Raw genomic sequence first — 24,468 nt, 5'->3', positions numbered from 1 at the left:
GAGGATTGGGGCCCGAGTGCCCCAATGTCATCGGGCTAGACCTCTGGGAGCGGGCATCTCTGCCCCGTCGTGACGCCGCGTCGGCTGCGTCCTCTGCTCCTGACCTGGATGTCATCCCTGTGAAGGCTTCGTGAGGGCCTTCTCGGCTCGTGACGATGTGTCGACATACATTCGGGAAAATTTCAAGTTGGTACAGATCGGCCCTCGACCGTCATTTCCACAGGTCAGAGCCACTCTTTCCGTCATTTTGCCCCTGTGGCAACACGCCGTCGACCTCCACCGGAAGTTGAACTTCCTGGTCAGCTCCCATTCACGTCAGGTACTGATCAGTTCTCAGGCTGTTACGAGGTATGACGGGCACAACCTCCGCACCGCCACAGGATCTAATGCAAGGGGGTTGCATTCGATGTCCGTCGGCCAGCTGGTCTCCTCTCAGCACAGCGCCGTCGAGCGGACCTACGGGGTTCTGCGTGCCCTGATCCAGCTCGGACACGGCCCTCACCAACCACGGGACATCGTTGAGGTGTGCGGCCTGCCACGCCGGCTGGTGTACCGACGCCTGCAGCAGCTCATTGAGGCTGGCCTCGTCCGCCGCTCCCCCGGTCTGTACGGCCACTACGAACTGGTGCCGCTCGCTCTGCAGATCCACCGTGGTCAAAGCCTGATCGCGCCGGTCTCAGGCACTGCGGAAGTGCAGAGCGTTCTTGAGTCACTTCACGCGGAGACCGGAGAAGTGGTCATGTTCCACGCGTTCTTGTCGCTCGGCGCGACCCGGGTCTGCACTGACCTGATGGGCGAGTCTCTGGCGCTTCGCCGTGCTGTGCTGCGCGATCCGGCCGGGGCTTCCGCACTGCGAGAGGCACCGCTCGAGTCGGATGCGCCTGGCCGCGTCATCCTGGCGCACTTGGCCGGGCCGGATGCCGACCAGCCCGAGCTCAGGATGATCCGACAGACCGGTGTTGCACGCTCTGCCGCGCCGCTTCCGGGCTGGAACTGGGTCTCTGCCGCGGTCCCTCCGCAGTCTGGGACGACACCCGAGTTCGTGAGCCCAATCATCGGTGCCGTCAGCCTGTTGGTGCCCGTGGAGGGTCCGCGGAACGTGTCCTATGGGCGGCTTCTGCGTGAAGCCACGCGCTCCCTCGCTCCGGCATCTCCTCAGCGCCACGTGGAACTGGTGTGCGCATGAGTCCTCGACCGACATCCGGGCTCCGCGACCTGGGCGTTGTGCACCTGGAGTCAGGTAGCGAGATGTCCCCGTCTGGTGCGGGGCTCAGGGGATCCTTCCACGTGGCAGTTGGGAGGTGGCGGCTCATGTAACCGCTGTGTGGCGGCCGGCGTTTGCGAGACGCTCGATCCGCCGACCTGCACCCTCACTTCGGTGTTGCGAGCACCTCTTGTGAGATCGCAGGCCCCATGCCATCGCGCGGTTTGCCGACCGCGCGAGTCCTGACGTCCGGGTGCGAACCGGACTAACAGGCGAACTTCACCTCAAATGCAGTACGCGCCCGGCGGGGCTTCGTGCTGCCCTGATCCCGACTCGAATCAGGTGAACATCACTATGCAGCAGAGTGCTGCCCCTTGTCACCCTTTCCCTGCCCAACCTCAGGAAATCCAGAGAGCAGGTGGGACACCAGGTGTCACAGTTGCCCCGATCAGCCTCGACCACGGCATCGCAGAGCCTTCCCAGTGGCTCGCGCAGAGCCCGTGTCGGGATGCCCGCTCGCCCTACGCGTGGATGCAGACCGTTCTGTGGGCCCGCACCGCGGGCCTTCACCCGCGCTTCAACGACCTCACCGTGCAACTTGCCGTGGTGCTCGCCGAGCTGACTCCTTGCCGGCCCGGGGTGGAGTACCTGATGCGTCGGCTGAACCGCTCGCGTCGCTGCGTCCAGTACCACCTCAGCTGCCTTCGAGAGACCGGTCTGCTGGTCTATGTGGTCAAGGGGACTCGTCGGCGAGGGATGTCCCCGTTGGCGTCGGAGTTCCGCCGGTCCATCCCTCCTGCCTTCGATCGCGCTGTTGGTGTCATTACGACGGGCCTCGGGTTCGAGCGGCGCGTGACCGGCTGCTCGGAGCCTGGGCGCAAGCAATTGGGAAAGCTGGGGACGACGGCGAAGCGCTGGCTCCGCCGTCGCCGCGGGCCGTGCACCCCAATGGGAGGTACTACAGGTAGATCTTCTTCTGCGGGACTTACTAGTACCCCTCTGAAGAGAACCATCCCCACAGCACCGCAGAACGTTCCACGCTCATCAGGCTCCCCAGTACGTCGACGCTTCCGACTGGCAACTCAGCTCATCGAGCGTGTCCCCTGGCTGCACCGTGCCTCGCTCCCCCGCATCGCCTGGGTTGTCGGTGCGGTTGCAGATGCCGGCTGGACGGTGGACGAGATCGTGGCTTGGCTCAATCTCCAGACCTCGCCGGAACGCGTCACCCGCCCTTCCGGTTTTCTCGCCCGTCGGCTGCAGGGCGCCACCGTCATCTGGCCGACTGAGGCAGGTCGTCGACGTGCCGTCGAGGCCGACCGCGTCTCTGCAAGGTCCAGGCGCAACCGTCAGGCTGACTACGGCTACCTGAGCGACAGGCAGCATCTGCCAAGCAAGCTCGTGTCCCTCGTAGCCGACGGCATCCGCCAAGGCCGAGCCAAGCTCGCCCTGCAGCAGGTTCATCGCGGGTTGGATGTACTCGATCCTGATGCCCCGCGGTCGACAGACCCGAGCCTGCCGGTCCCCGAAGGTGACTGGGATGCCACCGCCCTTGCGTTCGAGGCAGCGCTGGCCAGCACCAGCGGGGCCGGGGCGTCATGACTGGCACAGCGACATCGCCACTTGCCCCTGGCGACGACGCAGCTGGGCCCTCCAGCGCAGGCCCGGCAGAGGCACCAATCCACGAACAGAGCAGTACGTCCTCCAGCGGCCCTGACTTGGCCCGAATGGCGTTGCGCCGATGGGCCACTGCCGCCCGGTCCGCTCCACCAGTTGCTACGCGCAGGCGACCTCAGCGTTCGTCGCGAGCCGATAGCGGACGTGAGCCCATCGGCCTGGGCGCGGCGGTGGGTGCCCTGGCGACCAGCTACGGCTGGTTGGACGACCTCGCTGGCGAGCGGGTCCGGGATCTCTGGGCAGAGTTGTTCCCCGCGCTCCAGGAGCACGCGCTTGTTGCTGGCTTCGACTCACAACAGCGTCTTCTAGTCCTGCGGCCGCTGACCCGGGCGGCTGCGGCACATATTCGGCTTCGTGAGCGGCAACTGCTGGCGGTCCTTACCGAGGCTGCGGGTGATCAGGTGAGAGGGCTGAAGGTGCTCCTGCCGGACACTCGGGCAGCGGCCTGCATAGAGACGCCCCCGTCAGCGGACGTCCCTGAGGCGCTCTGCTCCCTCGCGGCCGCACCCGGGTCTGTGCAGCGGCCAGGTTCTGCTGAGTACCTCCGCATCCGGGAGGCGCTGCGTGCCCTACGACTGCCGCAAGTGGACGAGGATGATGGGGGATCTGATCCATTCGCTGCGACACGCAACACGCTGCGTGCCCCGGAGCCGCCGGAGCCTCCTCAGCCGAGTTCAGAGGCTATGCGGCGGTGGCAGGCGGATCGGACGCACCGACTCGCTCTGGCCCGGGCTCGGGCCGAGCGCTCGGAGAGGAAGCCGGCCAAGTGATTCAGCTTTACGGGGCGCTTCGGCGTCTGTACCCGCCGATCAGACCGCGCACGGCCTTCAGCGCCGCCGCAGCTTCAGGCGAGTGCGCAGGCCCCTGGCCGGCCTCCTCGGAAACCCGATCGATCTCCTCTGCGGCGAACCGGAGATGGGTGATGATGCTGGCCTCGCAGGTCGGGGTCACCGGTTCATCAAGCAAGTCCGCCAGGTCATCGAGCCACTCGTCGGCATCGTCGTCGGTGGTCAGTGCTGCCCGGTGGAGGAGGAGTTCGGCGGAGGCTCCACGGACCCGTTCGTGGTTCAGCTCAACCCAGTTGCTGCGGCTGTCCTCGGTCTCGGCCTCGCCTCTCTCGTGCGCCCTCAGTACGTGCGGTGCTCGCAGAGCTGAGGGTCCGAGTTCCACAGCAACCCGGAGTCGTTGCATGCGCTGGACCGTGCCGTTCTTTGTGGTGATGCCGAATGGATCCCCCAACTGCCTCCACGTGGCACCGGCCTCAGTCCCGTCCTGGAGCGCAGCTAGTTCCTCGCGATCGAGTAGCAGGCGGAGCTGTTGGATGAGGATCAGGCGGTCGATGGCCTCTGCGCGCCGAGCAAGGCGCGGGAGCGCCCTCTTGTGGTTGCGCGCGAAGAGCACGACAGCAAGTTCGGCTCCTGGGGACTCCGCATCAGGGAACTCGTCCCTGCGCGGATTGTCGGCTGTCGTGTGTCGCTTCTCGAAGCGTGCCATGATGCGCCTGGTGTCCGCGGTAGCGGGCCGGAGCGGCTTGGGGGGCCTCTTTTGCTCCATGATGGTCCTTGAGAATGGGCAACACTCTGTTGCCGGGGCCTCTGGTAAGCCCGTCAATCTTCTCCCATCCCTCTCTTCCTCACACGCTAAAGCCGCAGGTCAATTGCGTCCTTCTTGGTCAGACGCGTGTGGAGCTGGGGCATACGCGCATCGCCCACCTCCGCATGTTGGACGAAGGCAGGCTTCCACCTCGCGAACGGATTTCGCTGTTGCGGCCAACTTCTCTCGCCAGGCGAGAGAGGGCGAGCATTGTGTCCTGCCCACATGTGGCGATTCCCTTTGAAGGATTCCTCGGCTGCCCTGACGCGGGTTAGCACGTGATACGACCGGAGTTTCGTCGACGAAACTCACCTCCGGTTGCTTCGCGGTGCCTCGCACACCGTCCACGGTCAGCGGCAGGCGTTGGTCGGTCTCACGATGCTGTTGTACTTGGGCGCCGCAGATGCATGTCACTGCGATGGGTGGGTGAGGGGACGCGTCACTCCATAACCAAGAGCTGGACCAGGAGCGGTTCCCACTGCTTCGGGAGGCCTGGACAGTCACCTCCGGCGGAAGCACCGAAGCGCCGCGGCTAGTGGAGATTACGTCGACCCGGAGAGCTAGGAAGGGCGGTACTGAGGGTCTCAGGTAGCCCAAGATCAAAATTTGATCCTGCAGCCATCGCCAGAGCGGACCACGCAGTGTAGGAATTGAGTCGGCACGTCACACGGACACTCCACCTACCCCTGGTGGCCGGATCGACAGGCGGGGCACCCTTTGACGCCGGCGATCGCGAAGGGCAGTTTCGTCAACGAAACCTTGATAGGCCTCGGACGCTGCAGCCCGCTCCTCCTCCGGGGTCTCTGCGACCGCAGGCGTTGAAGCTGTTTCCTACGGGCCCCAAGCGCTTCACGCACCCAACGCGGTTGCGGTTTCGTCGGCGAAACCAACCGACACGGCTCGGAAACCCCCTGCCCCTTCCGCGCTGCCCCGTCTCACCGAATCCAGTCGCCACGAGCTGTTGACCGAAGGTGACACATCGTTGAGATGAACGCTGACTGGGCCATCCAAGGACGTCAGCCTCTGGGCCGCCTGCGGTGACTCGATTCGTTGAGACGGATCGCGATCGACTCGATTCGTGGGACGGGACACGTCTCACGCGATCCGGCTTCGGCTCCTCCCTCACTCCACACCTGGTTTCGTCAACGAAACTCGCAACGCCAGGATCCGTGTCTCGACTGAGGTCGTAGGCCCGTTTTGCGAAGCTCGTGATCCTGAGCCAGGGCGGTTTGCCACAGACGTCGTGATCAACACGCTATGGTGCTGGCGATCCACATGACGTCGAGCTTGGAGTCTGCATGTCACGCCGCACGAAGAACAATCCCCCCGCACCGCCGCCGCCCCCGCCACCCGCGGCGGCATCGGCGGGAGCACCGGCCGCTGGCAGTCCCTCCATGGCTCCTCGCGGGCAGTTCAACCGACGGCAGGAAGGCCAGCGCTTCCTCACTCCCCTCCAGTCGATTGCCCCCAATCCCCGCAACCTGCGCGAGGAGTGGGAGTACCAGACTGAAGAGTTTGAAGAGTTCACGAACAACGTCGAGAACACCGAGTTGATTCAGGACCCTGCAGTCTGCTCAGCCGACGCCTTTATCGCGAAGTACCCAGAACACGCGAACGACTTCGTTCCGGCAGTCGAGTGGGTTCTGCTGGCTGGTGAGCGGCGCTACAGAGCGCTCCTTGGCAAGAAGGCCCTCACCGAGAGCGTGCCAGTCGTGCTGCGCGACAAGCTCCTGGAGAAGGGGGATTTTGTCCTTCTCAGCGAGAACAACTTCCGCAAGGGTTGGGACCCTATTCAGGAGGCCATGCTTCTGGATCGGATCCGGCGGGAGGAAGGCCTCACCTACGACCAGATCTTGGAGAAGCTCGGCGGAGAGCAGAGTGCCATCAAGCGGCGTTCTGACATCTCAAAGCGCATGAAGCTCCTTGAACTGCAGGACGGCCCCCTGCGGCGCGCGATCCGTCAAGGCAAGATCGGCTTGGAGCCGGCCTACACGTTGGTCAGCCGCTTGAAGGAATCCGAGCTGGTCGAACAAGGCTGGGCCTTGATGCAGGAGGACGGGGTCACGGCGAAAGTCGCATGCGACTCCCTGCTGGGCAAGGCGCAGACGTCCGCCCAGGACACGAGTGACACCGACTCCAACAGGGGCACCCCGGACCTGGCCCATGAGCTACCAGAAGGGGACCCCACTACATCGTCCCCTGGTGACGGGGCTGGGACTCCCGAGAAGACTGCCGAGCAGCAGGATGAGGCCGCGCCGGGCGGTAGCGAGCAGCAGGGACCAGGGAACCCCGAGATCACGCCGACACCACAGGTCTCCCTCAAACCCGCTGCCTCCGCACAGGGTTCCGGCGACGCAACTGTCAGCACCAGCGACGTCAAGGTGCCGGCCCAGCAGAGCTCTGGATCCGAGCTCGCGACTGCCCGTACCTCCTCCGAACCTGCAGAAGCCGAGAAGTCCACGAGTGAGGCTGATTCGGACGCTGAGTCAGACGTCAACGCTCGGCTGCTGGCTTGCACGAAGGTGTTGTCTGCTGCCACATGGTCGGCTCCGGATGCCGCCATGCGAAGGGTCGCCGTGCACGCACTCTTTGAGGCACCGCGGCAGGCACTTGACCTTGCTGTGCAGATTGCAGAGCGGGTCGGGCTGACGGACGCCAACCGATTCAGGTATGTTGCAGCTCTTGAAGCGGCAGACGACGGCGGCGTCTTTACGATGGCGTACGCGGTCGCGCTCGCAACCGACGAGCTGCACTTGCGCAGCGTCGGGGATCACCTTGACGCCCGTGCCGCCGGCTACCTGAAGCACCTTCGCGACGGTGCTGGTTACGACATCACGGGATACCAGTCAGCCCTTGAGGCAATTTCGTCAGCGAAACTTTGAGCTCTGGAGCCTCCGTGACTCAACCGTCCCGCCCATCGATCACCCTGCCCCTGCAGCTTCCACTCACTCGGCGTCTGTATCCGGACGGTCCGCTCGTTGTGGACTATGCCAACGAAGGAGGTGGAACGAGGAAGACCACTGGCATCGTGAACACCGCGGTCAGCCTGGGCAACCTGGGGCTCAAGGTGGGTATCGCTGACTGCGACCAGACGATGGCAGCCTCTACCTACCTCGGATACGGCGTCACCAACAGGAAGTACTACCCTCATCGCACTGAGCTGATCTATTCGCGACTGGCCCAGATGCCCAACATCTATGGCGTCCTCACGGGCGAATGCGACCTCAAGGAAGCCTTGATTCCTGCGCGCACCCGAGTCGTTCCCGTCACACGGGGGGAGGAGGGCGAGCTCCTGGATGACGAGCGCTGGGACACCAATCAGTGCTTCGAAGCCATCCCCAACGTCAGCTTGATCCTGGGATCTCGTGATATGGCGATCGCCTCTGAAGACATTCGCAATGCTGGCCGTCCTGGTTCGCGCTCGAAGGCCGGGCTGCACTGGCTCCGGAAGTCCATCGAGGCATTGCCCACTGGCACTCTCGATGTTCTCCTCATCGACAGTCGGGGAACCTTCGACACCCTCGAGCTCACTGAGCTCGGCGCGTCCGACTACGTCGTGGGCTGTGTCAAGCCCGACACCAAGGACGACGACACCCTGCACGGCCTGAAGGCGCTGATCAGCACGGCCCAGGAGCAGTTCGAGTTCTCGGGCGGGGCTGCCGACCTCCGCTACATCCTCTTCAACGGTTACGTGAAGAACCGCGGCAAGTTCTACATGGAGATGTACGAGGAGCTCAAGGCCTTCTATGGGGACATGCTCCTGCCGTACGTCTCTGAGAACGTGCAGGTAGCGGAGAGCGTCAAGGAGCAGGAGCCCGTCCACTACTACATGCAGGGGCAGGATCCGCTGATCATGGAGCAGTTCGACGCGATCGGCAGGGTCATCGCACGCGATCTGCATCTTGCTGCATAGGAGTTTCGTCGCCGAAACTCCCCCGGGTCGCGCTGGGCCTGGTCCGATCCGACCTCGGCCAAGCCCAGCGGCCATTCCAGAACACCCTGGCGCACCTGCTGTTGTACGTCCTGCACGGCGGCACGCAACACCGTTAAGTGAGACGGCCGGCGTAGACGGAGCCCCATGCGTGCCCTGCCTGCGTCGGTCTAACACTTTCGACGTATCCAGGCCTCTGAGCAGTCCATTCACAAAGGCACTATGTGCTCGCGCTTACTCTGGCCGCGGCAGGAGACTACAAGGCCGCTGGTAGCAGCCAACACAAGTCTCCTCAGAGTCCTCAGAAGCGAGACCTGCAGTCTCTCGCCGGTACGGGACATCCACTCGGTGCGATTTCTCCGCAAGCTCTCCGCATTCACCGGCCGTCCCCTCCGTCCAGTGATGCCATACGGCCGCGTATTCGGCGCACCTCCGCCTCAAGTCCTGTCTCCGGCCTCAGCTCAGCTTCTGGCACGGAACACAAGCTTGTACATGCAGCTGCGACGGGTGCCTGCGCCACTGCGGCATTCCGTGCGACTGCGCTGCGCCCCCGTTCCAACAGGCGCGTGCTGCCCCATTGGCCCTCCATACCGCCGGCCTTCATACTCGGAGCAGTCAGCTCAAGGGTGTTTCGCAGGCCCCAAAATTCACAAGCACACTATCTGCCACAGGGGTTGTCTGTCTGAGGAGCGGAAGGCACATCGCGTCGTTCCTCCGAAAGAGGCCGACCTGCCTCAACTCAGATCGGTGCCCGACGAACACGAGATAAGGCGAGCCGCCATTGCCCAGGGGGGGTGGGTCGCTGCTGACCCATCGCGGTTCTGGCTGGTCGCGACCTGGCGAACGATCCCCGCCCAACTGTGCCCTAGCGGCTGGCACGAGTCAGGCTGGCCTAGCCCAGCGCCTCAAGATTCACAAAAGCACGAAGTGCACGCACTGGCTAGCCAGGGAGCGCAGAGCGCATGCCCTGCGTCTCGCGCTCGTAGCGGGTGACCCAATCCTTGCGGTAGCGCCTCAGGCTGTCGGCGCTCATGGGGCGCCCCTTCTGACCTGTGATGCCGTGCTCCTCGAACAGGAACTTCGACAGCTGGGGCATGCTGGGGTACTTCCCGGTCCGGTCCGTGAGTCCGGCGAACACGGCGTAGATGGCCTCGGCCCGCGTGGCGCCTGTGCCAGCGAAGATGCCGCTGCTTCGGCGCACCTCCGACTCGGGCCCTGGCCCCGACTTCCGCTCCGGCTCGGGCTCCGGCTCCAGCTCCGGCTCGGGCTCCGGCTCCAGCTCCGGCTCCGGCTCCGGCTCCAGCTCGGGCTCCGGCTCCAGCTCCAGCTCCAGCTCCGGCTCCGGCATGAAGGAAGTGACACCAGCGTCGAGCTTGGCGGGCGGGGGATCCGCTGCCACCTGGGTCGCCAATGACAGAGTTTCGCCTAGCTCGGAAACTCGCGGCACCTGGGCAGTGAGGTGATCAGAGGTCGGTGATGGCTCCAGCGGCGAAGCATCCTTCCGACGACGAGGGAGCGTGTTGTCGAGCCTCATGCTGACAGGATGCTCGGGCCGCGCCGTAGAAGTCAGTCGCCGGGACGCCGGGGGGCGGTGTGGGCGTTGCGGTGTAGCCGGGGGAGCAGTCTTCCGCTGCACAGGCTCGCTGCCGTGTTGGAGTGGTACACCGAGGGCTGCTAGGCGGAGAGGTAGGAGTTCCTCGATTGGCGCCTTGAAACGCCACCAGAAGCCGTGCCGCCGCTTGAGTTTGGCGATGCAGACCAGCCGGGCCTGCTCTTCCTCGAGGGCCGTCTGGTAGGAGCGGCGGTTCCACAGCTGCATTCCGCGCCAGAGCTTGAACGTGGGCACGGGAGAGAGGAGCCAGCGGGCCAGGCGGACGCTTTCGATGTGCCTAGCCTCGGTGATGTCGGCCAGTCTGCCGACAGCGTGGCGGGCTGCTTCCACCGAAACCGTGAAAATCACCGGGAGGACGGCGTGCATCGCGGTCCCCAGCGGATCCGGCCACAGGAGTGCGGCGTTGAAGGCGATGGTGGCGCCAGTCAGAAGCCATGCGGTGTAGCGCAGCAGAGGGAAGGGGCAGCGAAGCCAGGTAAGGAGGATGTCGAGTGCGAGGACGACGAGGATGCCACAGTCGATGCCGATGGGGAACACCATCGAGAACGTGCCGAAGCCCTTGGCCTCCGCGACATGGTGAACTGCAGTGTAGGAGCCGACGAATGCGATGCCGGCGACAAGCAGGGCACCCACGACCACGACTGCGATGAGACAGCGTTGGAGGGGAGTGAGTGATATCTGCTTGTGCACAGGTAGGTGTCCCCTTGCGATGAGGTCGGCCCGGGCCGAGACGCAGCTGAAGGGGTACTCCAATGCCGAGTTCTCGGGCCTCCGTGACGTACGGCAGCGGTGATCGTTGACCGCAGTCTAGGCCGGGCGTGAGCTGGACTGGGTAGTGCTGGCCGAGGGTCACCCACAGCGGAGGGACACGTCCGCCGTGGTGGGTGGTGTCGGCGCATGCCTGGGGCTTCGGGGGCGCCTTGAGGCGATCTGCCTGACCTGCAGATATGGCGTGAGGCGGTCACTAATCTGCTCATCTGCGGCGTGTCGGGTGAGGCGTGTTTGACCACGGTGCTGGGACTGGAGTTAAGTGTGGTCGCAGCTCCGGTGGTCGAGGCTCGTCCACCCGGGGTCGCTGCCCGCACGTGTGTGGGCCGTCGAGGGGTTCCCCGAGGTCGCTTCTGGGAGCCGAGTGGCTTTCGACTACCAGGGGATAGTTGATGATCGATGTGGCGGCGCTGCGGCAGCCCCGGTCGCAGCACTGGGTTGCCGCGCAATCCGGCGTCAGCCGGCAGACTCTTCGGAATCTTTCTCGGATCGGCCTGTTGCCGTCAGCGCGACAGCTCACTGGCGCTGACGTGGTGGTGGCCCGATGCGCTCATGCTCTTGGCGCTACGCGCTCGACCAATCGCCGGGCTCAGGCTGGTGAGTGGACCGCGGCAGCACAAGAGCGGGATCGAAAGCTGATCGAGACGGTGCGGGGCCTGCTGAACTCAGGCGAATTCGATGCCCGGACCACGATCGTCGTGCATCCCGACAAGTGCGAGGCCACCGCCGCCCTTGAGGCCGTTTCCGAGTGGATCCACACCGGGGGGGCTGTCGAGCACCTGGTGCTGCTGCCGTTGGGGAAGTGGGCTCTGGCGGTTCCGGGTGCCGCAGACGAGGGGGTACTCGTGGCATAAGAAAAGGCACCCCCATCTGCCGGAAACAGTGAGGGTGCCTTCACGCAGGCTGGGCCTCCGCTTGGTGTCCTTGAGGTTACCAGCCAGATCTCGGACTGACCGGTTCGCCAGGTCGACTATCCGTCCTTCTCTCTTTCGTCGAACATTCAAGAGCTGGTGATCATGACGGCAACCCATCTCATCCAGTGCCACAACAGGCCGACTGCAAGCCGCCTTCGGTTCCCGGGCACGGCAGGACCCTCACTTCGATGAGGGCTGCCAACTCCATCGACATCGCACGCCGGTGCGCGCGCCAGGGTTGGCCCGTGCATCCCCTGCAGCCCATGGGGAAGATCCCGATGCCAGGGTGCTCCCGCTGCCGCATCGGCCACCCCAATCACGTTCCACACTCGGTGGAGGAGTGTCGCTGTCTGAGTCGGGGACTGTGGTGTCACGGCTTTCATGCGGCAACGCGAGAGCCCTCGCTGATCGACCGGTGGTGGGGCGGAAGCCCGCATATGGGCGTCGGAATCTCCACTGGGCCGGCTGAGCTCCTGGTGGTTGACCTCGATTGCCACGCGGACGTACCGCCTTCGGAACTCTCGGATGTGTTGCCTGCCTTCTCCGTACCCGAAGAACTGCTCAAGGCTGTCCGCAACGGCCTGGACGCCTTCCGGGTTCTGAGCCAGGCCCTCGACGGCGAGGACTTCACCGACGGGGAGCGCACGCTGGCCGTACGCACGCCGAGCGGCGGGATGCATCTGTACTTCCGTACACCTCGGCAAACCACTTGGCGGTGCTCTGCCGGCGGCAACGTCAATGGGGTAGCGCTGGGGTGGCAGCTGGACGTTCGCGCTTACGGCGGCTACATCATCGCGCCTGGAACCCAGGTCGCTGCCGGAACCTACGAGCCGGTGGGTTCTTGCCAACGGCCCGCTCGGCTGCCCGGATGGCTGGCGGGCGCGCTTGAGCAAACCGGACATCTCCTCTCGGCCAGGCCTCCGGCACAGAGACGCCCCCAGGTTCCCAATCGGGCACGGATGGCCACGGCTTCCCCAGCGACGGATTCCGCGTGGGCGGCGAAGGTTGCGGCGACCGCCTTGGGCTACGTGGCAGACTGCGCATCACTCAGTGAAGGCAGCGGCTGGAACACCAAGGTGAACCGGGCCGCCTATACCCTCGGCGGGCTCGTTGCTGCGGGGTTCATCGGCAGCCCGGCCGAGGCCGAGACCGCGCTCTTGAAGGCCGCGCTCCACGCCCGTCCAGAGCGCGAGCGGCAGGCACGCAGCATCATCCAATCCGGACTGGCCGCAGGACAGCGCCAGCCCCTCACTCCGAAAGACCGCTGATGAGCACCACGAGCAGTTCTGTGCCGACGAGCCGGGTTCCGGAGTCCTACAGCGCAACAGCCTCGGCTCAGGCGCTGATTGGGGCTGAGCCCTCCGTTAAGCGTGGTCCCGTGGAGGTTCTGCTCCCGACTTCCTTGACTGACTGGGGCATGGCCAACCTCTTCCTTCGTGTGTACGGCGACGACTATCGGTTCGTCCCAGAGCACGGCTGGTACAAGTGGGCTGGCCATCGGTGGCAGCTCGACGCCAAGGTGAAGGCCGTTGTGAAGTCTGTCTTCCAGTTGGCTGAGCAGATGCCGTTCCCTGATCCGCGGTCAAACGCATCGATCCGTTTTGACGACAGGAAGCTGGAGAGGCACAAGAAGAGGTCTCTCAGCATGGCTGGTGCTCGCTCGGTCATCCAGGCCGCGGAGAGTTTGCCGGAGCTCACGCTTGAGTCGGACGAACTGGACGCCGACCCATACGCCCTGTGCACACCGCGGGGCACAGTCAACCTACGAACCGGAGCGCTCCTGGAACCGAGGCGTGATAGCGCTCACACACGTTCCGCCACTGTGGGGCCACGCCGTATGCCGACTCCGATGTGGGACAAGTTCCTCACAGACACCTTCGGGGACACCCCTGAGGGTCGAGACATGATCGCGTACCTGCAGCGGCTCTGCGGCTACAGCATTTCCGGTGACGTCGACGCCCAGATCATGCCTTTCCTATTCGGTGAGGGACTGAACGGCAAGAGCGTCCTGGTGGCCGTCTTGTTGGCCCTCCTGGGGGACTACGCGGACACCGCCCCACCGAACTTCCTCATGGCTCCGCTCTATCCGAATCACCCGACCGAGATGGCGGACCTGCAAGGGCGCCGCTTGGTGTTCTGCAGCGAGATCGACCCGGGTGCCAAGTTTGACGAGGCCAAGCTGAAGCTCCTGACCGGGGGAGACAGAATCAAGGCCCGCCGTATGCAGCAGGACTTCTTCACTTTCGACCCAACCCACAAACTCTGGCTCATCGGCAATCACCGCCCCACCGTGGAGACGGGTGGGTACTCGTTCTGGCGCCGCATGCGGATCATCCTCTTCGCACGAAGGGTCCGGGACGAGGACGTTGTAGAGGACCTCGCAGCGCGCATGCTCGCCACCGAGGGCCCTGGCATTCTCCAGTGGCTCATCGATGGAGCTGTTGCGTACTTCGACGGCGATGACCGAAAGCTGGCTGGCCCTGACTCAGTTCGGCTCGCTACCCAGGACTATGAAGAGAGTGAGGACAGCGTTGGCCAGTTTGTCCGCGAGTGCTGCGTGCTGGGCCCACACAGTGCGTACCGGGCTGAGCAGGCCCAACTACGGAAGGCCTACGAGGCCTGGTGCAACGCCGCCGGCATGCGGGCCGTTCCTGTTCGCGAGTTCGGCAGTGCGATCAGACGGCTGGCCAAGATGATGAGCGCCAAAGACATGCTGAAGAGCAACGGCCGTCGCCACTACGTGGGTATTGGTCTCATGGAAGAGAACCAACCCGGGGCTGAAACGGCAGGGACACAACGATGAGCCAGGGACAAAGGCCCTCCTTCGCCTCCCGAGGGAAAAACGCCTGGTCATCGGCATGGTGGCCCCCCGCCCAGGGACACACAGGGACACAGATCCTGTATATGTCACTCCATTCAAATACCTTCGCGTTCTCTCGACAAGTTAGAGAATCTGTCCCTAAGAGTCCCTGTGAGCCCTCCGATGTCTGCTGATATGCCGTCCGACCTGGTGTTTTCCATGCAGGGACAGAGTTCTAGGTCCAGGGACACATGCCGTCCCTCCTCGCCTTCTGTTCCCAACCCCCGCCAGCAGGCCGTGCCCGAGGAAGGAGTCTCGTCGATGTCCGAAACCTTGGCGCAGAGAATCACCGACGAGGTGGAGATCGTCTGGGTCGAGGGGGAACCCACCGCCTGGGAGAGGTACGACTACGTCCGCCAGGCTCTGGTAAAGACCCAGAGGAGACGCGGAGTCCCACGGATCACCTGGGATGCTCGCATCGTCGGATACGCCAACCTGAGTTCGGACGCTGACCCCCCACCAGCCCTAGGCTCTGGTCGCTATGAGCGACGCGTCTTCTACGTGAAGCCACAAGACCGGAGTGAGGGGGACACTGATGGTGAGGGAGTCTGGTACCAAGGCTCAACACCCACTGAGGCCGTCGACCCGCGGACAGTCCGGCCGAGAGTAGTGGGCTCATTGACTGACCGAGCTCGCGGAAGGTCCCTGCCTCGAGTCGAGGACCCGGTTCCTCCTGCTGCAACCGGACCAGAAGAGGAGCCGTCGGAGAGTGGCATGCTCTTCTGAGCTGGAGTACCCGCGTTCGGGGCGAGCCCTCCCCGCTGCTGGAAACTCTGTCCCTGACTGTCCCTGATGACAGCAGGCGGCGGTAGCTATCAGGTATCTGACCTGTGCTTTTGAGAAATTGGTGGGCAGGGACACTGTCCCTGCCCACCTCAATGACGGAGCCCCTGAAGTGGTCATTGCGGAGGTCAGCTCAGCTGCTGGGCCCAGGCTGCGGCTGTAACTGTCGGCGGGGCGCCTTTACAAAGTGCGCACCACGGCGACGACCTTTCCCAGAATCGTCGCCTGGTCGGCTCGAATAGGAGCGAAGGCGTCGTTGTCCGGCACCAGCCAGGCGCTCTCACCGTCCAGCTTGAGGCCGTTCACGGTGGCCTCGCTGTCGAGCATCGCGGCCGCGTTCTCTACGGTTGGCTGGGCGCGGATCACGACCTGGTCCCCACTGGGGATGTGCGCACGGATCATCGAGTCGCCGGCGACGGAAAACCGCCGGGTTCCTGGATTCCTGGGGCACTTTGGCGGCGAACCCGAGAGGCCTTGTGCCTGGATGCCCGGCCTTGCGCGTTGAGTTCAATCTTCTCCGGGGCGCTCAATCAGGTGAGCTCGGCATCCAGCCCGAGGTGTACGACCCGAAGCTGGAGGCGCGGTAGGGACGGGACCGCTGCCTGGCTGGCAATCCCCACGACTCTCAGGGGAGGCGGTCACCGCCCGGCGAACGCCCTCGCCTGACCGGTGAAGGGTCTCGTCGTCTGGTCAGCCCTTCGGCAGTGGAAGATGGCGGTGAGTGAAGACGATGTTCCTCACGCGTTCGACAGCGTCCGGGGCGATGTGGGCCAGGACCGGCAGGGCGTAGTGCCAGCCGTCGCCTGCGAGCGCGTCGGCTGTGAACTGCCGTGCCTCCTGCGCGGCTTCCGTCGTGTCGGGCGGAAGCTGTGTCAGGGCAAGGGTTCGGAACGTCTCGGTGAAGGCGGTGCTCGTGGATGCCGTGACGGCCCGGATACCAGCTGGCCTCCGGGTGAGGTAGCCGGCCACAGCGGCGAACGCCTCGGCCCGGTCGTGCGGGACGTTGTGGCGGTTTACACGATGGCGTGCAGCGTCATAGCTGCCGAGTGCCGCGTGAGCGATAGCGATGGCTCCGGTCGGCAGTCCCCACGGGGCGCCGCCCGTCGACTTCTTCTCCCACCCCGCCAGTGTGCTGCGGGCGTCGTCGAGATCGTCTCGGGCGCTCAGGAGGAGCATCGTGAGGAGGTCCTCCGTATGCAGCCAGGCATCTGACTCGTGGATCTTCAGCACCATGTGCTCGCCAGCCTGGTGAAGGCGCTCAGTACATGCGGTGTCGGCATCGGCGATCGCGGCGAAGAGCTCGCCGAGCTCGGCCATGCGCCCGCTCCAACCACGGTGTGGATCCGGGGCCCGGAGGCGTTCTCGCTGGCGGTCGATGAGGTCCACGGCGGTGGCCGGGTCGTAGGAGCGCAGTCCGGCCGCGACTGCCACGAGGGCCCGCTGCCTTCTGTCGCTTTTCAGCGGGCCTGTTTCCTCGGCGAGGGAGAGCGCACGGTCGCGTTCGCCGACGTGGGCCAGGGCTTGTGCGGCGGCGCCTTGTGCGTCGGCCACATCCCTGCCGGGAGCCCCCTCCCAGAGGGAGAAGTTGCTGGCGCCTTCCAAGGTCCGGGTACGGTCGGCGGCCTCGATCGCTAGTCGTCGCGCATCGTCAGGATGCCCGGCCGCGGCCGCGGAAGTGGCTGCCGCAGCGAGCGCCTGCACTTGCTCGGCCGGGTCCCGCAGACTCCGAGCCAGCTGCGCGGTGTCGTCATTTCGGCCGATGGCCGCCAGTGCCGCGCACAACGAGACGAGCCAGGTCTCCCGTTGCCGAGGGCCCGGTCGTTGGGGAGAACCGAGGGCTTCCAGCGCCCGGTCCAGCCGCCGGCTCGCCTCCTCGGGTTGGCCGTCGTCGGCAAGTCTGGATGCCTGCCGGGCCAGCGCCTGCGCCGACGGTTCCTCCTCCGGATCGTCCCAGCTCTCGGCGATCACCGCGTGGGCGCCGGCGAGAGCGTCCATTTTCAGGGCGCCCGTCCTGGTTACCGCCGCGCAGGACACGAGCGCGCGGGCACGGTCCATCGAGCCGGTGCTCACCAGGGCCCGTACGACTGAGGTCAGCATGGGGGCAATGAGCATGACCAGATCGGAATGGTCGTCAGCCGACAAGCGCAGGGGGTCGCCCAGCGCAGCCTCCAAGCGCCGCGCCGCCTGCTCGGCCAGGGCGCGCGCCTGCTGTGGACGGACGGTTGCCAGGGCAGCGGCCGCGGACGCGGAGACGGCGCAGGCTCGCAGGCGTGAGGGATACGCCTGGGCGTACTGGCTGATCCGTTCATGCAACCGGGCGGCTTGTGCGCCGTCGGCAGCAGCGGCGACGGCGCACCACGCTGACACGGGGGTGCTCGGATCGGCCGGAGAGCTTTCGGCGAGGTCCTCGGCATACCGCTCGGCCTGGTCGAGCAACTCCTCCGCCAGAGCAGGGTTGTGTGGCCGGGCGGCGAGGGCAGCCTGGGCCACCACGGTGGACCCAGCCACGTCGCCGGCCGAGGCCGATGCTCCGAGCGTGCCGAGCAGTTTGCGTCCTTGAAGCAGCTCGCCGACCGTGATCAGCGCCACCGCCGCTTCCCCTATGGCATCCTCCGCGTCTTGCTCATCCCCGCTTGGCGGTGCACTCTCGCGGCGGGCCCGCTCGGCCCAGCGTGCGGCCTCCGCCGCCGCCTCGCCGGCGTGCGGGTCGCTGATGCCGACCAGCACACGGGCCACCTTCGCCAGGCGGACGGCTTTCTCCGAGGGAAAGGGCGCGACGAGCGCAAGATCCATGGCGCGACGAGCGTGTCCCAGCCGGGCGAACGCCACTGGGACGCACGGGGGCAGCGCCCGCGCCCGCTCGGCGAGTATGGCCGAGAAAGCCGCGAGCGCCGCCAACTCCACCAAGTCGTCGGGGCGTTGGTGTCGGACCGTCTGGGCGGTCAGTTCGATGTCGGCGAACGCGGTATCCAGGGAGGCGCGCTCGAGCAGGGCCCGTTGACGGTGCGGGTCGAGGGCGATCGTGGTCAGCCGCTGGATGTCGCCAGCGCTGTGCAGCATGCGCGGGTAGTCGTAGAGCAGGTAGGACGGGGTGTCGGACGGCCAGTCCTGGGCGCGGTAGCCGTCCGCCCAATCACGCAGTTGTCTCTGGAAGTTCGTCACATCGCCCAAGGCGGTCAGGGCCTCTTGGCGCAGTTCCTCGTGCCCCAGGGCATGGAGGTGCGGGGCGGTCTGCGTGTCGGACACGAGGATCTGGCTATGGTCGCCGGGTATGAAACTGCGGCCGGTGATCCCGCGCAGGAGTCGATCGACCCGATACGGGCGCACGCCGACAAGGCCAGCCAGGTCCGTGGTTGTGAGACTGCCTCGGGCCGCCACCAGTAGCCCGAGGAGCGGGACCCCGACGTGCTCATGGTCCAGCAGCCGGTGCAACTCGCGTCGGGCCAGGGCGCTGAGGCCCTCGGCATGCGGCCACGGAGCGAGCGGGCGGACGATGTTCCCGGAGCGCAGGGGGTGGTCCGAGGAAACGTCGTCCGGCACGGGCGGGCTTGGCCGGCCCGTGACCACCACGCGCATGCCAGCTGGTGGGACTTTCGGCAGCAAGGCGGCAATGCTCAGTCCGCCGGATACGGCTCCCTGGTCCTCGTCCAGGCCGTCCACGATCAGTACCAGGCGCCGACCTCGGTCCTGGGACGCCTCCGCAGCGGCACGGCACAGGTCGGGGAAGTCCTCCGGCCGGCTTCCTGCAGCTCGGCCATCCCGCTGCGCGATCGCTGCCAGTTGCCGCGTCACCGTCTCAAGAAATCCCTGCCGGTCGTTGCGGCCCAGGCGATCGGTGATGAAGTAGGACACGATCTCCACGCCGTCCGGGCGGTGCCGGAGCACGAAGTCGGAGACCAGTGCGGATTTACCTGCCCACGGGGGTGCCTGCCACCACACATACCCGGAGGCTCCCCTCAGGTCCGGCCCGCTGCAGAATGCGGTCAGTTCCCGCAGTTCGTCTTCCCTGTCCAGCAACTGTGCCGGAAGGACGTGCTGCTCGATCCAGGCGGTGTGCGCCTCGTGTCCTCGCTCTGGCACCTTCGCCGACGTGAGAGGCGAGCGGGGCGGCTGGGCCTGATCCAACAGGGTGCGCCACCGGCCCTCGTCGAACCGCTCACCCGCCCATGCGCTCCACTGTCGGACCACGGCGATCAGCTGTTCACTGCTGCTCGGGTCCGGAGTCTTCGCCCGCTCCCACTCGCCGTGCAGCCACTCCGCCAGGCGCCTGTCCAACTTTGATTCATGGCCATCGACCGCGCGGGCGAGAGCACGACGCGAATACCTCTGAACCGCATGCCTGTTGTACGCGGCCTTGGCTCTGCCTTCCAGGGCCCGGAGCGCGTCGTACAGCTCACGGGCCTTGGACGACTCCACTCACGCCACCTCTTCCGTGTGCCTGCGGCTGCCCGCCTGCCCGCATCAAGCCACGGCGGGCGCGTCAATGACCAGGAGAGTAGAGGCAGTTCACCCGCAGTGCCCGCCCTTTCGGACAGTCACCCACCCACACGCGGCACGGTCATCCCTGTCGGCCCCTCCGGCCGGAGACCACCGAGGAGAGGAACACATGAACATGACCATGCCCAACGTCCGCAAGCTGGGCCGTGCCGCGCTCTTCAGCCTGGTTCGCGGCGCGTGCTGGGCCCTGGGCTCAGCACTCGCGGCAGGCATCGTGTGGTGGTTCCAGCACCAGTAGCCGCACGAGATGTGCGCCTGGGCCGTGATCCGAGCCCGGCTCAGGCGCACCCAAGATCGGCGCCTGCCGCCCCCTCCAGCTCGAGGGGTCTGCGTTGCCACGTCACACAAACCGACGTCGGACGACCTCGCCCCGTGCCGCGGACCGAAGAGGAGGTCGCCATCCTCTTCCGGTTGCCGAACCACTGGTGCCTAAGCGCTTCAGTGCTGCAGTCGAATCGTCCGTTCCCAAGGTCGGCTCAGCGAAGCTGCGACGCTATGACCGCTGGCAGTCGCTGTGACGCCCTCCTCCTGGCCCAGGACCAGGAGACGGAGTTGGTTGGGAGTCAGCCGGGCGGTGGCGTGGGCCTGCTTCTGTCCCTCGTGCATGTGCTGGTCGATCGGCTCGAGGTGGGCGCTGCGCTCCCAGCGTTTGTTGTTGTGACAGCGTCTGCAGGAGCACGTGGCCGTCACCAGCTGTGTGGGGAAGTCAAGCAGGCTGTCCGAGACTCTGATCACCTGGGCCGCGATCACCCTGATGACCCGCCGTCTCACCCGGAGACCCAGCAAGAAGGCACGCCCTGTCGGCTCGGACTCCTATCTGACCGCTGCGTGACAGCAGCCGACCACGTCAGCGACGCGCACGAGCGAGCAACGCTGCATGCGGCAACGCCAGTACACCGTCCTCACCAGCAAACTCAGAGCTGAACAGATCGAAATGGCGCTTGATCTCGGCGCGGATCAAAGGGGTCTGGCTCTGCACCATCTGACCGCCGAACGCCACGCCACTCGCAGGACCGCTCCACCATTCCTCAGCGCTCGCGCGGTGATCCCAGCGCAAGGTCTCGCACACAGCCTCGCGAAGCCCTGCCGCCTCCAGCAGCCCCGTCAGGCCGCTCTCGTCACGGGGAAACTCATCGTCAGGGGCCAATCCTGCGGGCAGATGCGGTGGACGCACTGCGCTTGCGGCTTGAATCGCACGGCCGATCAAAGCCTGTCCGGGGGCCGGGGGCACCGCCCATATCGTCAACGCAATCCAACCGTTGGGCCTCACGACACGGCGCAACTCGGCCAGGGCCACCTTGGGCTGGCCCACATGGTTCAGCACGAAGTTGGCCACGACAGCGTCGAACTCTCCATCCGTGAAGGGGAGCTCAGGAAGAGCGGCCACGAGCACGTCGGCCGAAGGTGCGGCCTGCATCGCCAGCTCGACCATGGTCGCCTCCGCGTCAACAGCCGTCACTGTCGCCCCCCGGGCACACGCGGCAGCAGCAACCGTCCCCGGCCCGGTCCCCACATCCAGCACCCGCGCGTCTGGCCCCACCTCGGCGGCATCAAGCAACTGCGGCACCGGATAGGCGCACAGCTTGGCGAAGCTTCCGGCGTAGCCGGCACCCTGGCCCGCCCATATCAGCCGCTCGCTCTCGTCGAACGTCGTCATCGACACCGATGGCCTCCCCTGGCTCAGCAAGATCGATATTGCCGCGAGCCTAACCGACCCTCTGATCAGCGCGGACGGCTTAGAAACAGGTACTGAGAGGTCGTTTTCACCTGTGAAGTGCGCTTTATCCAGGGCTTTTCGATCGGGTGTCATCATCCCGGCGGGCCTGGTGGAGTGGGCGTGGCGGATGCGCCGCACGGGGTGACCGCTGGGACAGGGTGCGGCTTACGCCTGTCTCATCCCAAGACGCCCGTCGCGTGGTCCGTGCTTCCGCTGCTTGCGGTGCACGCCTGGGCGCACGCCCCTGACCGGCGGTACGTCCAGGTCATGGCCGAACGTCGTCCGTATCCGAGTGATCTGTCCGATGCCCGCTGGGTGTTGATCGAGCCGGTGCTCAGCGCCTGGCGGGCCGAGCGTCGCCGGCATGCGCTGAACATCGGACGCCCGCCCGAGCACGACCGGTGCGAGATCATGAACGCGATCCTGTACGTGGACCGCACCGGGGTGCAGTGGCGCTACCTGCCGCACGACTTCCCGCCCTGGGAGACCTGCTACGGCTACTTCGCCAAGTGGCAGAAGGACGGCGTGTTCGCCCAGCTCACCGGCGTACTGCGCAGGCTGTTACGGCAGCAGGAGGGCAAGCGCGCGGAGCCGTCCGCGTGCGTGATCGACGCCCAAAGCGTGAAGACCTCCACCAGCGTCCCGGCCGCCGGGCAGGGCACGGACGCCGCGAAGAAAATCGTCGACCGCAAACGGAGCATTGTCACCGACACCCTCGGACTGCTGCTCGCAGTGCTGGTCACAGCCGCGAGCGTGCAGGACTCCGTCGCCGGCACCCACCTGGTCGACCAGGTCGCCGCCGCCCACCCCACCATCCGCAAAGTCTGGGTGGACGGCGGCTACCGCCAGCACCTCGTCGAGCACGCCGCCACCCTCGGCATCGACATGGAAATCGTCCAACGAAACCCCGGGACCAGGGGATTCACCCCGCTGCCCAAACGCTGGACCGTGGAGCGGACCTACGGGTGGCTGATGTTCCACCGCCGCCTGGCCCGCGACTACGAGACCCTGCCCGTTCGCTCCGAAGCCATGATCCACCTCGCCATGACCGACCTCATGGCCCGCCGTCTCACCGGCGAAGCCACCATCTCCTGGCGCGACCCGACAGCCCAGGATCAAACGCCAATTCCGGGATGAAACATCGGGAGAAAACGACCTCTGAGTGGGCGTTCACATAGGGTTCTTCCGGTATGCGGGTTTTGATCGTGCCCCGATTTGAGGGCCTTCGACCGGGGTGACAATCTTACGTTCTCCTCCGGGCCGCGCACTCGGCTGTCCGTCTCATGCGCTTCCATGCCCGGAAACCCGTCTGGTTTGAAAATGCCACGGAACCGCCTGACTTCGCGGAACCGATCCCTCCGGCGCTCATGATCACGCTGTGCCGTGAGCGAGCGCAAGCCGTACCCCAGCGACCTGTCCGACGCCCGGTGGGCCCTCATCGAGCCGACACTGACGGCCTGGCGAAATTCCCGCCTCGAACGCCGGCCTACCGGACAGCCGGCCAAAGTCGAACTCCGCGACGTATTCAACGCGCTCCTCTACATCAACCGCACAGGGATCCCCTGGAAATACCTCCCGCACGACTTCCCGAACCACGGCACCGTCTACGCCTACTACGCCGCCTGGCGCGACGAGGGAATCCTCGCCCAACTCAACTACGACCTGACCGGACTCGCCCGCGTGAAGGAGGGGCGCAAGCCCGAACCGACCGCCTCCGTGATCGACACCCAGAGCGTGAAGACCTCCACCAACGTGCCCCTGACCAGCCAGGGAACCGATGCCGCGAAGAAGATCGTCGGCCGGAAACGAGGCATCCTCACCGACACGATCGGCCTCATCCTCGCCGTGACCGTCACCGCCGCCAGCCTCTCGGAAAACGCCCTGGGAATACGCCTCCTCGACCAAGCCAAGAAGACCTACCCGACCATCTCCAAGAGCTGGGTCGACACCGGCTTCAAGAACGCCGTCATCGAACACGGAGCCCGCCTCGGAATCGACGTCGAAGTCGTCAACAGAAACCCAGACATCCGCGGGTTTCACGTCGTCAAAAGGCGCTGGGTAGTGGAGCGGAGCATCGGTTGGATCATGCTCCACAGGCGTCTCGCCCGAGACTACGAGACCCTCACCACCAGCTCCGAGGCCATGATCCACATCGCCTCGATCGACAACCTCAGCAAGCGCATAACGGACGAGACCACGCCAACCTGGCGAGGAACCTACTAGGGCATACAGGGCAATACGCCTAGATCAAATGCCCTCTGAGGACGGGTGGGTGAGGGGCTGGCGCGGGTCGGGTTAGTAGGCCCTCGGCTCGATGCCGATGGCGTCGGCGTGGCCTTTGAGGAAGGAGTCGAGCTCGTGGGGAGCGTCGTCGCGTAGCTCGTGGAGTTCGGCGGCAACCGTTTCGGCGCCGCTGGGGTCGAGGCGCAGGGCCAGTTCCAGAAGACGCAGTACGGCGCAGCTGAGGAATGTCGTGGAGGAGTAGGCGAGCAGGTCCTCGGCGGCCTTGGGCTTACTGCTGCGGGCGGCGATCACCTCGGTCTTGCGGTGCAAGGCGGAGCTTCCCAGCTCCAGGACCAGGCGGCGCAGCTCCGCGGTCTCCGGTTCGGCGGCGCAGGCGCTGCACAGGTCGTCCATGAAGTTGTTGGCGACCCAGACGCAGCCGCCGGGGCAGGGCGAGTTGTCAGTGCATCCGCAGCGGGAGCACTTGGCCTCAGCGTTGTCGTGGGTCAGTTCGGGGCCGAAGTCGGTGACGGTCACAGAAGATGTCCTGTTCAGTCTGTCGGGGCGGGGAACGATCGCGCGACTGTGCCGCTCACGCGGGGGGGGGGGGGGGGGGGGGGGGGGGGGGGGGGGGGGGGGGGGGGGGGAGGGGGGGGGGGGGGGGGGGGGGGGGGGGGAGAGGGGGAGAAAAA

Annotated in this window: 18 protein-coding genes; 12 read left to right on the top strand and 6 right to left on the bottom strand. The window is 65.8% G+C overall.

Annotation, left to right across the window (positions count from 1 at the left end; all coding sequences use genetic code 11):
* Window positions 1-406: 406 nt before the first annotated feature.
* From AC07DS_RS17395 to AC07DS_RS17385, 3 genes are all read left to right on the top strand, one after another.
* Complete coding sequence (locus AC07DS_RS17395) at window positions 407-1,186, top strand: helix-turn-helix domain-containing protein (protein WP_479146191.1); 780 nt, start codon at window positions 407-409, stop codon at window positions 1,184-1,186.
* A 1,191-nt stretch (window positions 1,187-2,377) separates the two neighbouring features.
* Window positions 2,378-2,803 (top strand): hypothetical protein, encoded by a 426-nt coding sequence (locus AC07DS_RS17390; RefSeq protein ID WP_479146190.1) that lies wholly within the window; start codon window positions 2,378-2,380, stop codon window positions 2,801-2,803.
* Window positions 2,800-3,648 carry a DciA family protein gene (locus tag AC07DS_RS17385; RefSeq protein ID WP_479146189.1) on the top strand — a complete coding sequence of 283 codons (849 nt, stop codon included), beginning with the start codon at window positions 2,800-2,802 and terminating at the stop codon, window positions 3,646-3,648. Before AC07DS_RS17390 ends, AC07DS_RS17385 begins: the two co-directional genes overlap by 4 nt.
* Window positions 3,649-3,655: 7 nt before the next feature.
* Here AC07DS_RS17385 and AC07DS_RS17380 read toward each other — a convergent pair whose 3' ends face one another.
* Complete coding sequence (locus AC07DS_RS17380) at window positions 3,656-4,372, bottom strand: hypothetical protein (protein WP_479146187.1); 717 nt, start codon at window positions 4,370-4,372, stop codon at window positions 3,656-3,658.
* Window positions 4,373-5,865: 1,493 nt separating this feature from the next.
* Between AC07DS_RS17380 and AC07DS_RS17375 the strand changes: the two genes are divergently transcribed.
* Entirely contained in the window at window positions 5,866-7,353 is a 1,488-nt protein-coding gene (locus AC07DS_RS17375; RefSeq protein ID WP_479146185.1) for a ParB/RepB/Spo0J family partition protein, read from the top strand.
* A gap of 14 nt (window positions 7,354-7,367) precedes the next feature.
* Window positions 7,368-8,384, top strand: coding sequence for a ParA family protein (locus AC07DS_RS17370; RefSeq protein WP_479146183.1), 1,017 nt, complete (start codon window positions 7,368-7,370; stop codon window positions 8,382-8,384).
* 958 nt (window positions 8,385-9,342) lie between these two features.
* Here the strand turns inward: AC07DS_RS17370 and AC07DS_RS17365 are convergent.
* On the bottom strand, window positions 9,343-10,704 hold the full coding sequence (locus AC07DS_RS17365) for a DUF2637 domain-containing protein (protein WP_479146181.1): 1,362 nt from the start codon (window positions 10,702-10,704) through the stop codon (window positions 9,343-9,345).
* A gap of 470 nt (window positions 10,705-11,174) precedes the next feature.
* On the opposite strand from AC07DS_RS17365, the gene AC07DS_RS17360 reads away from it, so the two are divergent.
* The 4 genes from AC07DS_RS17360 to AC07DS_RS17345 all read left to right on the top strand — a co-directional run bounded on the left by AC07DS_RS17360 (window position 11,175) and on the right by AC07DS_RS17345 (window position 15,282).
* On the top strand, window positions 11,175-11,636 hold the full coding sequence (locus AC07DS_RS17360; RefSeq protein WP_479146179.1) for a MerR family transcriptional regulator: 462 nt from the start codon (window positions 11,175-11,177) through the stop codon (window positions 11,634-11,636).
* Between the two features lie 248 nt (window positions 11,637-11,884).
* Entirely contained in the window at window positions 11,885-12,964 is a 1,080-nt protein-coding gene (locus tag AC07DS_RS17355) for a bifunctional DNA primase/polymerase (protein WP_479146177.1), read from the top strand.
* Window positions 12,965-13,074: 110 nt separating this feature from the next.
* Window positions 13,075-14,499 (top strand): DNA primase family protein, encoded by a 1,425-nt coding sequence (locus AC07DS_RS17350; RefSeq protein ID WP_479146175.1) that lies wholly within the window; start codon window positions 13,075-13,077, stop codon window positions 14,497-14,499.
* A 318-nt stretch (window positions 14,500-14,817) separates the two neighbouring features.
* On the top strand, window positions 14,818-15,282 hold the full coding sequence (locus AC07DS_RS17345) for a DUF6009 family protein (RefSeq protein ID WP_479146173.1): 465 nt from the start codon (window positions 14,818-14,820) through the stop codon (window positions 15,280-15,282).
* Window positions 15,283-15,519: 237 nt separating this feature from the next.
* On the opposite strand, the gene AC07DS_RS17340 is transcribed toward AC07DS_RS17345, so the two are convergent.
* Both AC07DS_RS17340 and AC07DS_RS17335 read right to left on the bottom strand, forming a co-directional pair.
* Window positions 15,520-15,825 (bottom strand): LexA family protein, encoded by a 306-nt coding sequence (locus tag AC07DS_RS17340; RefSeq protein WP_479146277.1) that lies wholly within the window; start codon window positions 15,823-15,825, stop codon window positions 15,520-15,522.
* A gap of 204 nt (window positions 15,826-16,029) precedes the next feature.
* On the bottom strand, window positions 16,030-19,755 hold the full coding sequence (locus AC07DS_RS17335; RefSeq protein WP_479146171.1) for a P-loop domain-containing protein: 3,726 nt from the start codon (window positions 19,753-19,755) through the stop codon (window positions 16,030-16,032).
* 190 nt (window positions 19,756-19,945) lie between these two features.
* Here AC07DS_RS17335 and AC07DS_RS17330 point away from each other — a divergent pair, with 190 nt between their 5' ends.
* Complete coding sequence (locus tag AC07DS_RS17330) at window positions 19,946-20,074, top strand: hypothetical protein (protein WP_479146169.1); 129 nt, start codon at window positions 19,946-19,948, stop codon at window positions 20,072-20,074.
* A gap of 609 nt (window positions 20,075-20,683) precedes the next feature.
* On the opposite strand, the gene AC07DS_RS17325 is transcribed toward AC07DS_RS17330, so the two are convergent.
* Window positions 20,684-21,493, bottom strand: a complete 810-nt coding sequence (locus AC07DS_RS17325) for a class I SAM-dependent methyltransferase (protein WP_479146167.1) — start codon at window positions 21,491-21,493, stop codon at window positions 20,684-20,686.
* 327 nt (window positions 21,494-21,820) lie between these two features.
* Between AC07DS_RS17325 and AC07DS_RS17320 the strand changes: the two genes are divergently transcribed.
* Together AC07DS_RS17320 and AC07DS_RS17315 are read left to right on the top strand one after the other, a co-directional pair.
* Window positions 21,821-22,690, top strand: a complete 870-nt coding sequence (locus AC07DS_RS17320; protein WP_479146165.1) for an IS5 family transposase — start codon at window positions 21,821-21,823, stop codon at window positions 22,688-22,690.
* A gap of 246 nt (window positions 22,691-22,936) precedes the next feature.
* The gene (locus AC07DS_RS17315; protein ID WP_479146163.1) at window positions 22,937-23,776 is read left to right on the top strand and encodes an IS5 family transposase; all 840 of its coding nucleotides are present in this window, start codon (window positions 22,937-22,939) and stop codon (window positions 23,774-23,776) included.
* Between the two features lie 72 nt (window positions 23,777-23,848).
* Here AC07DS_RS17315 and AC07DS_RS17310 read toward each other — a convergent pair whose 3' ends face one another.
* Window positions 23,849-24,313 carry a hypothetical protein gene (locus AC07DS_RS17310; protein WP_479146161.1) on the bottom strand — a complete coding sequence of 155 codons (465 nt, stop codon included), beginning with the start codon at window positions 24,311-24,313 and terminating at the stop codon, window positions 23,849-23,851.
* Window positions 24,314-24,468 lie beyond the last annotated feature (155 nt).

The sequence above is a fragment of the Streptomyces sp. NPDC044064 genome, from assembly GCF_056434245.1.
This window is presented reverse-complemented; position numbering and strand designations above follow the sequence as displayed.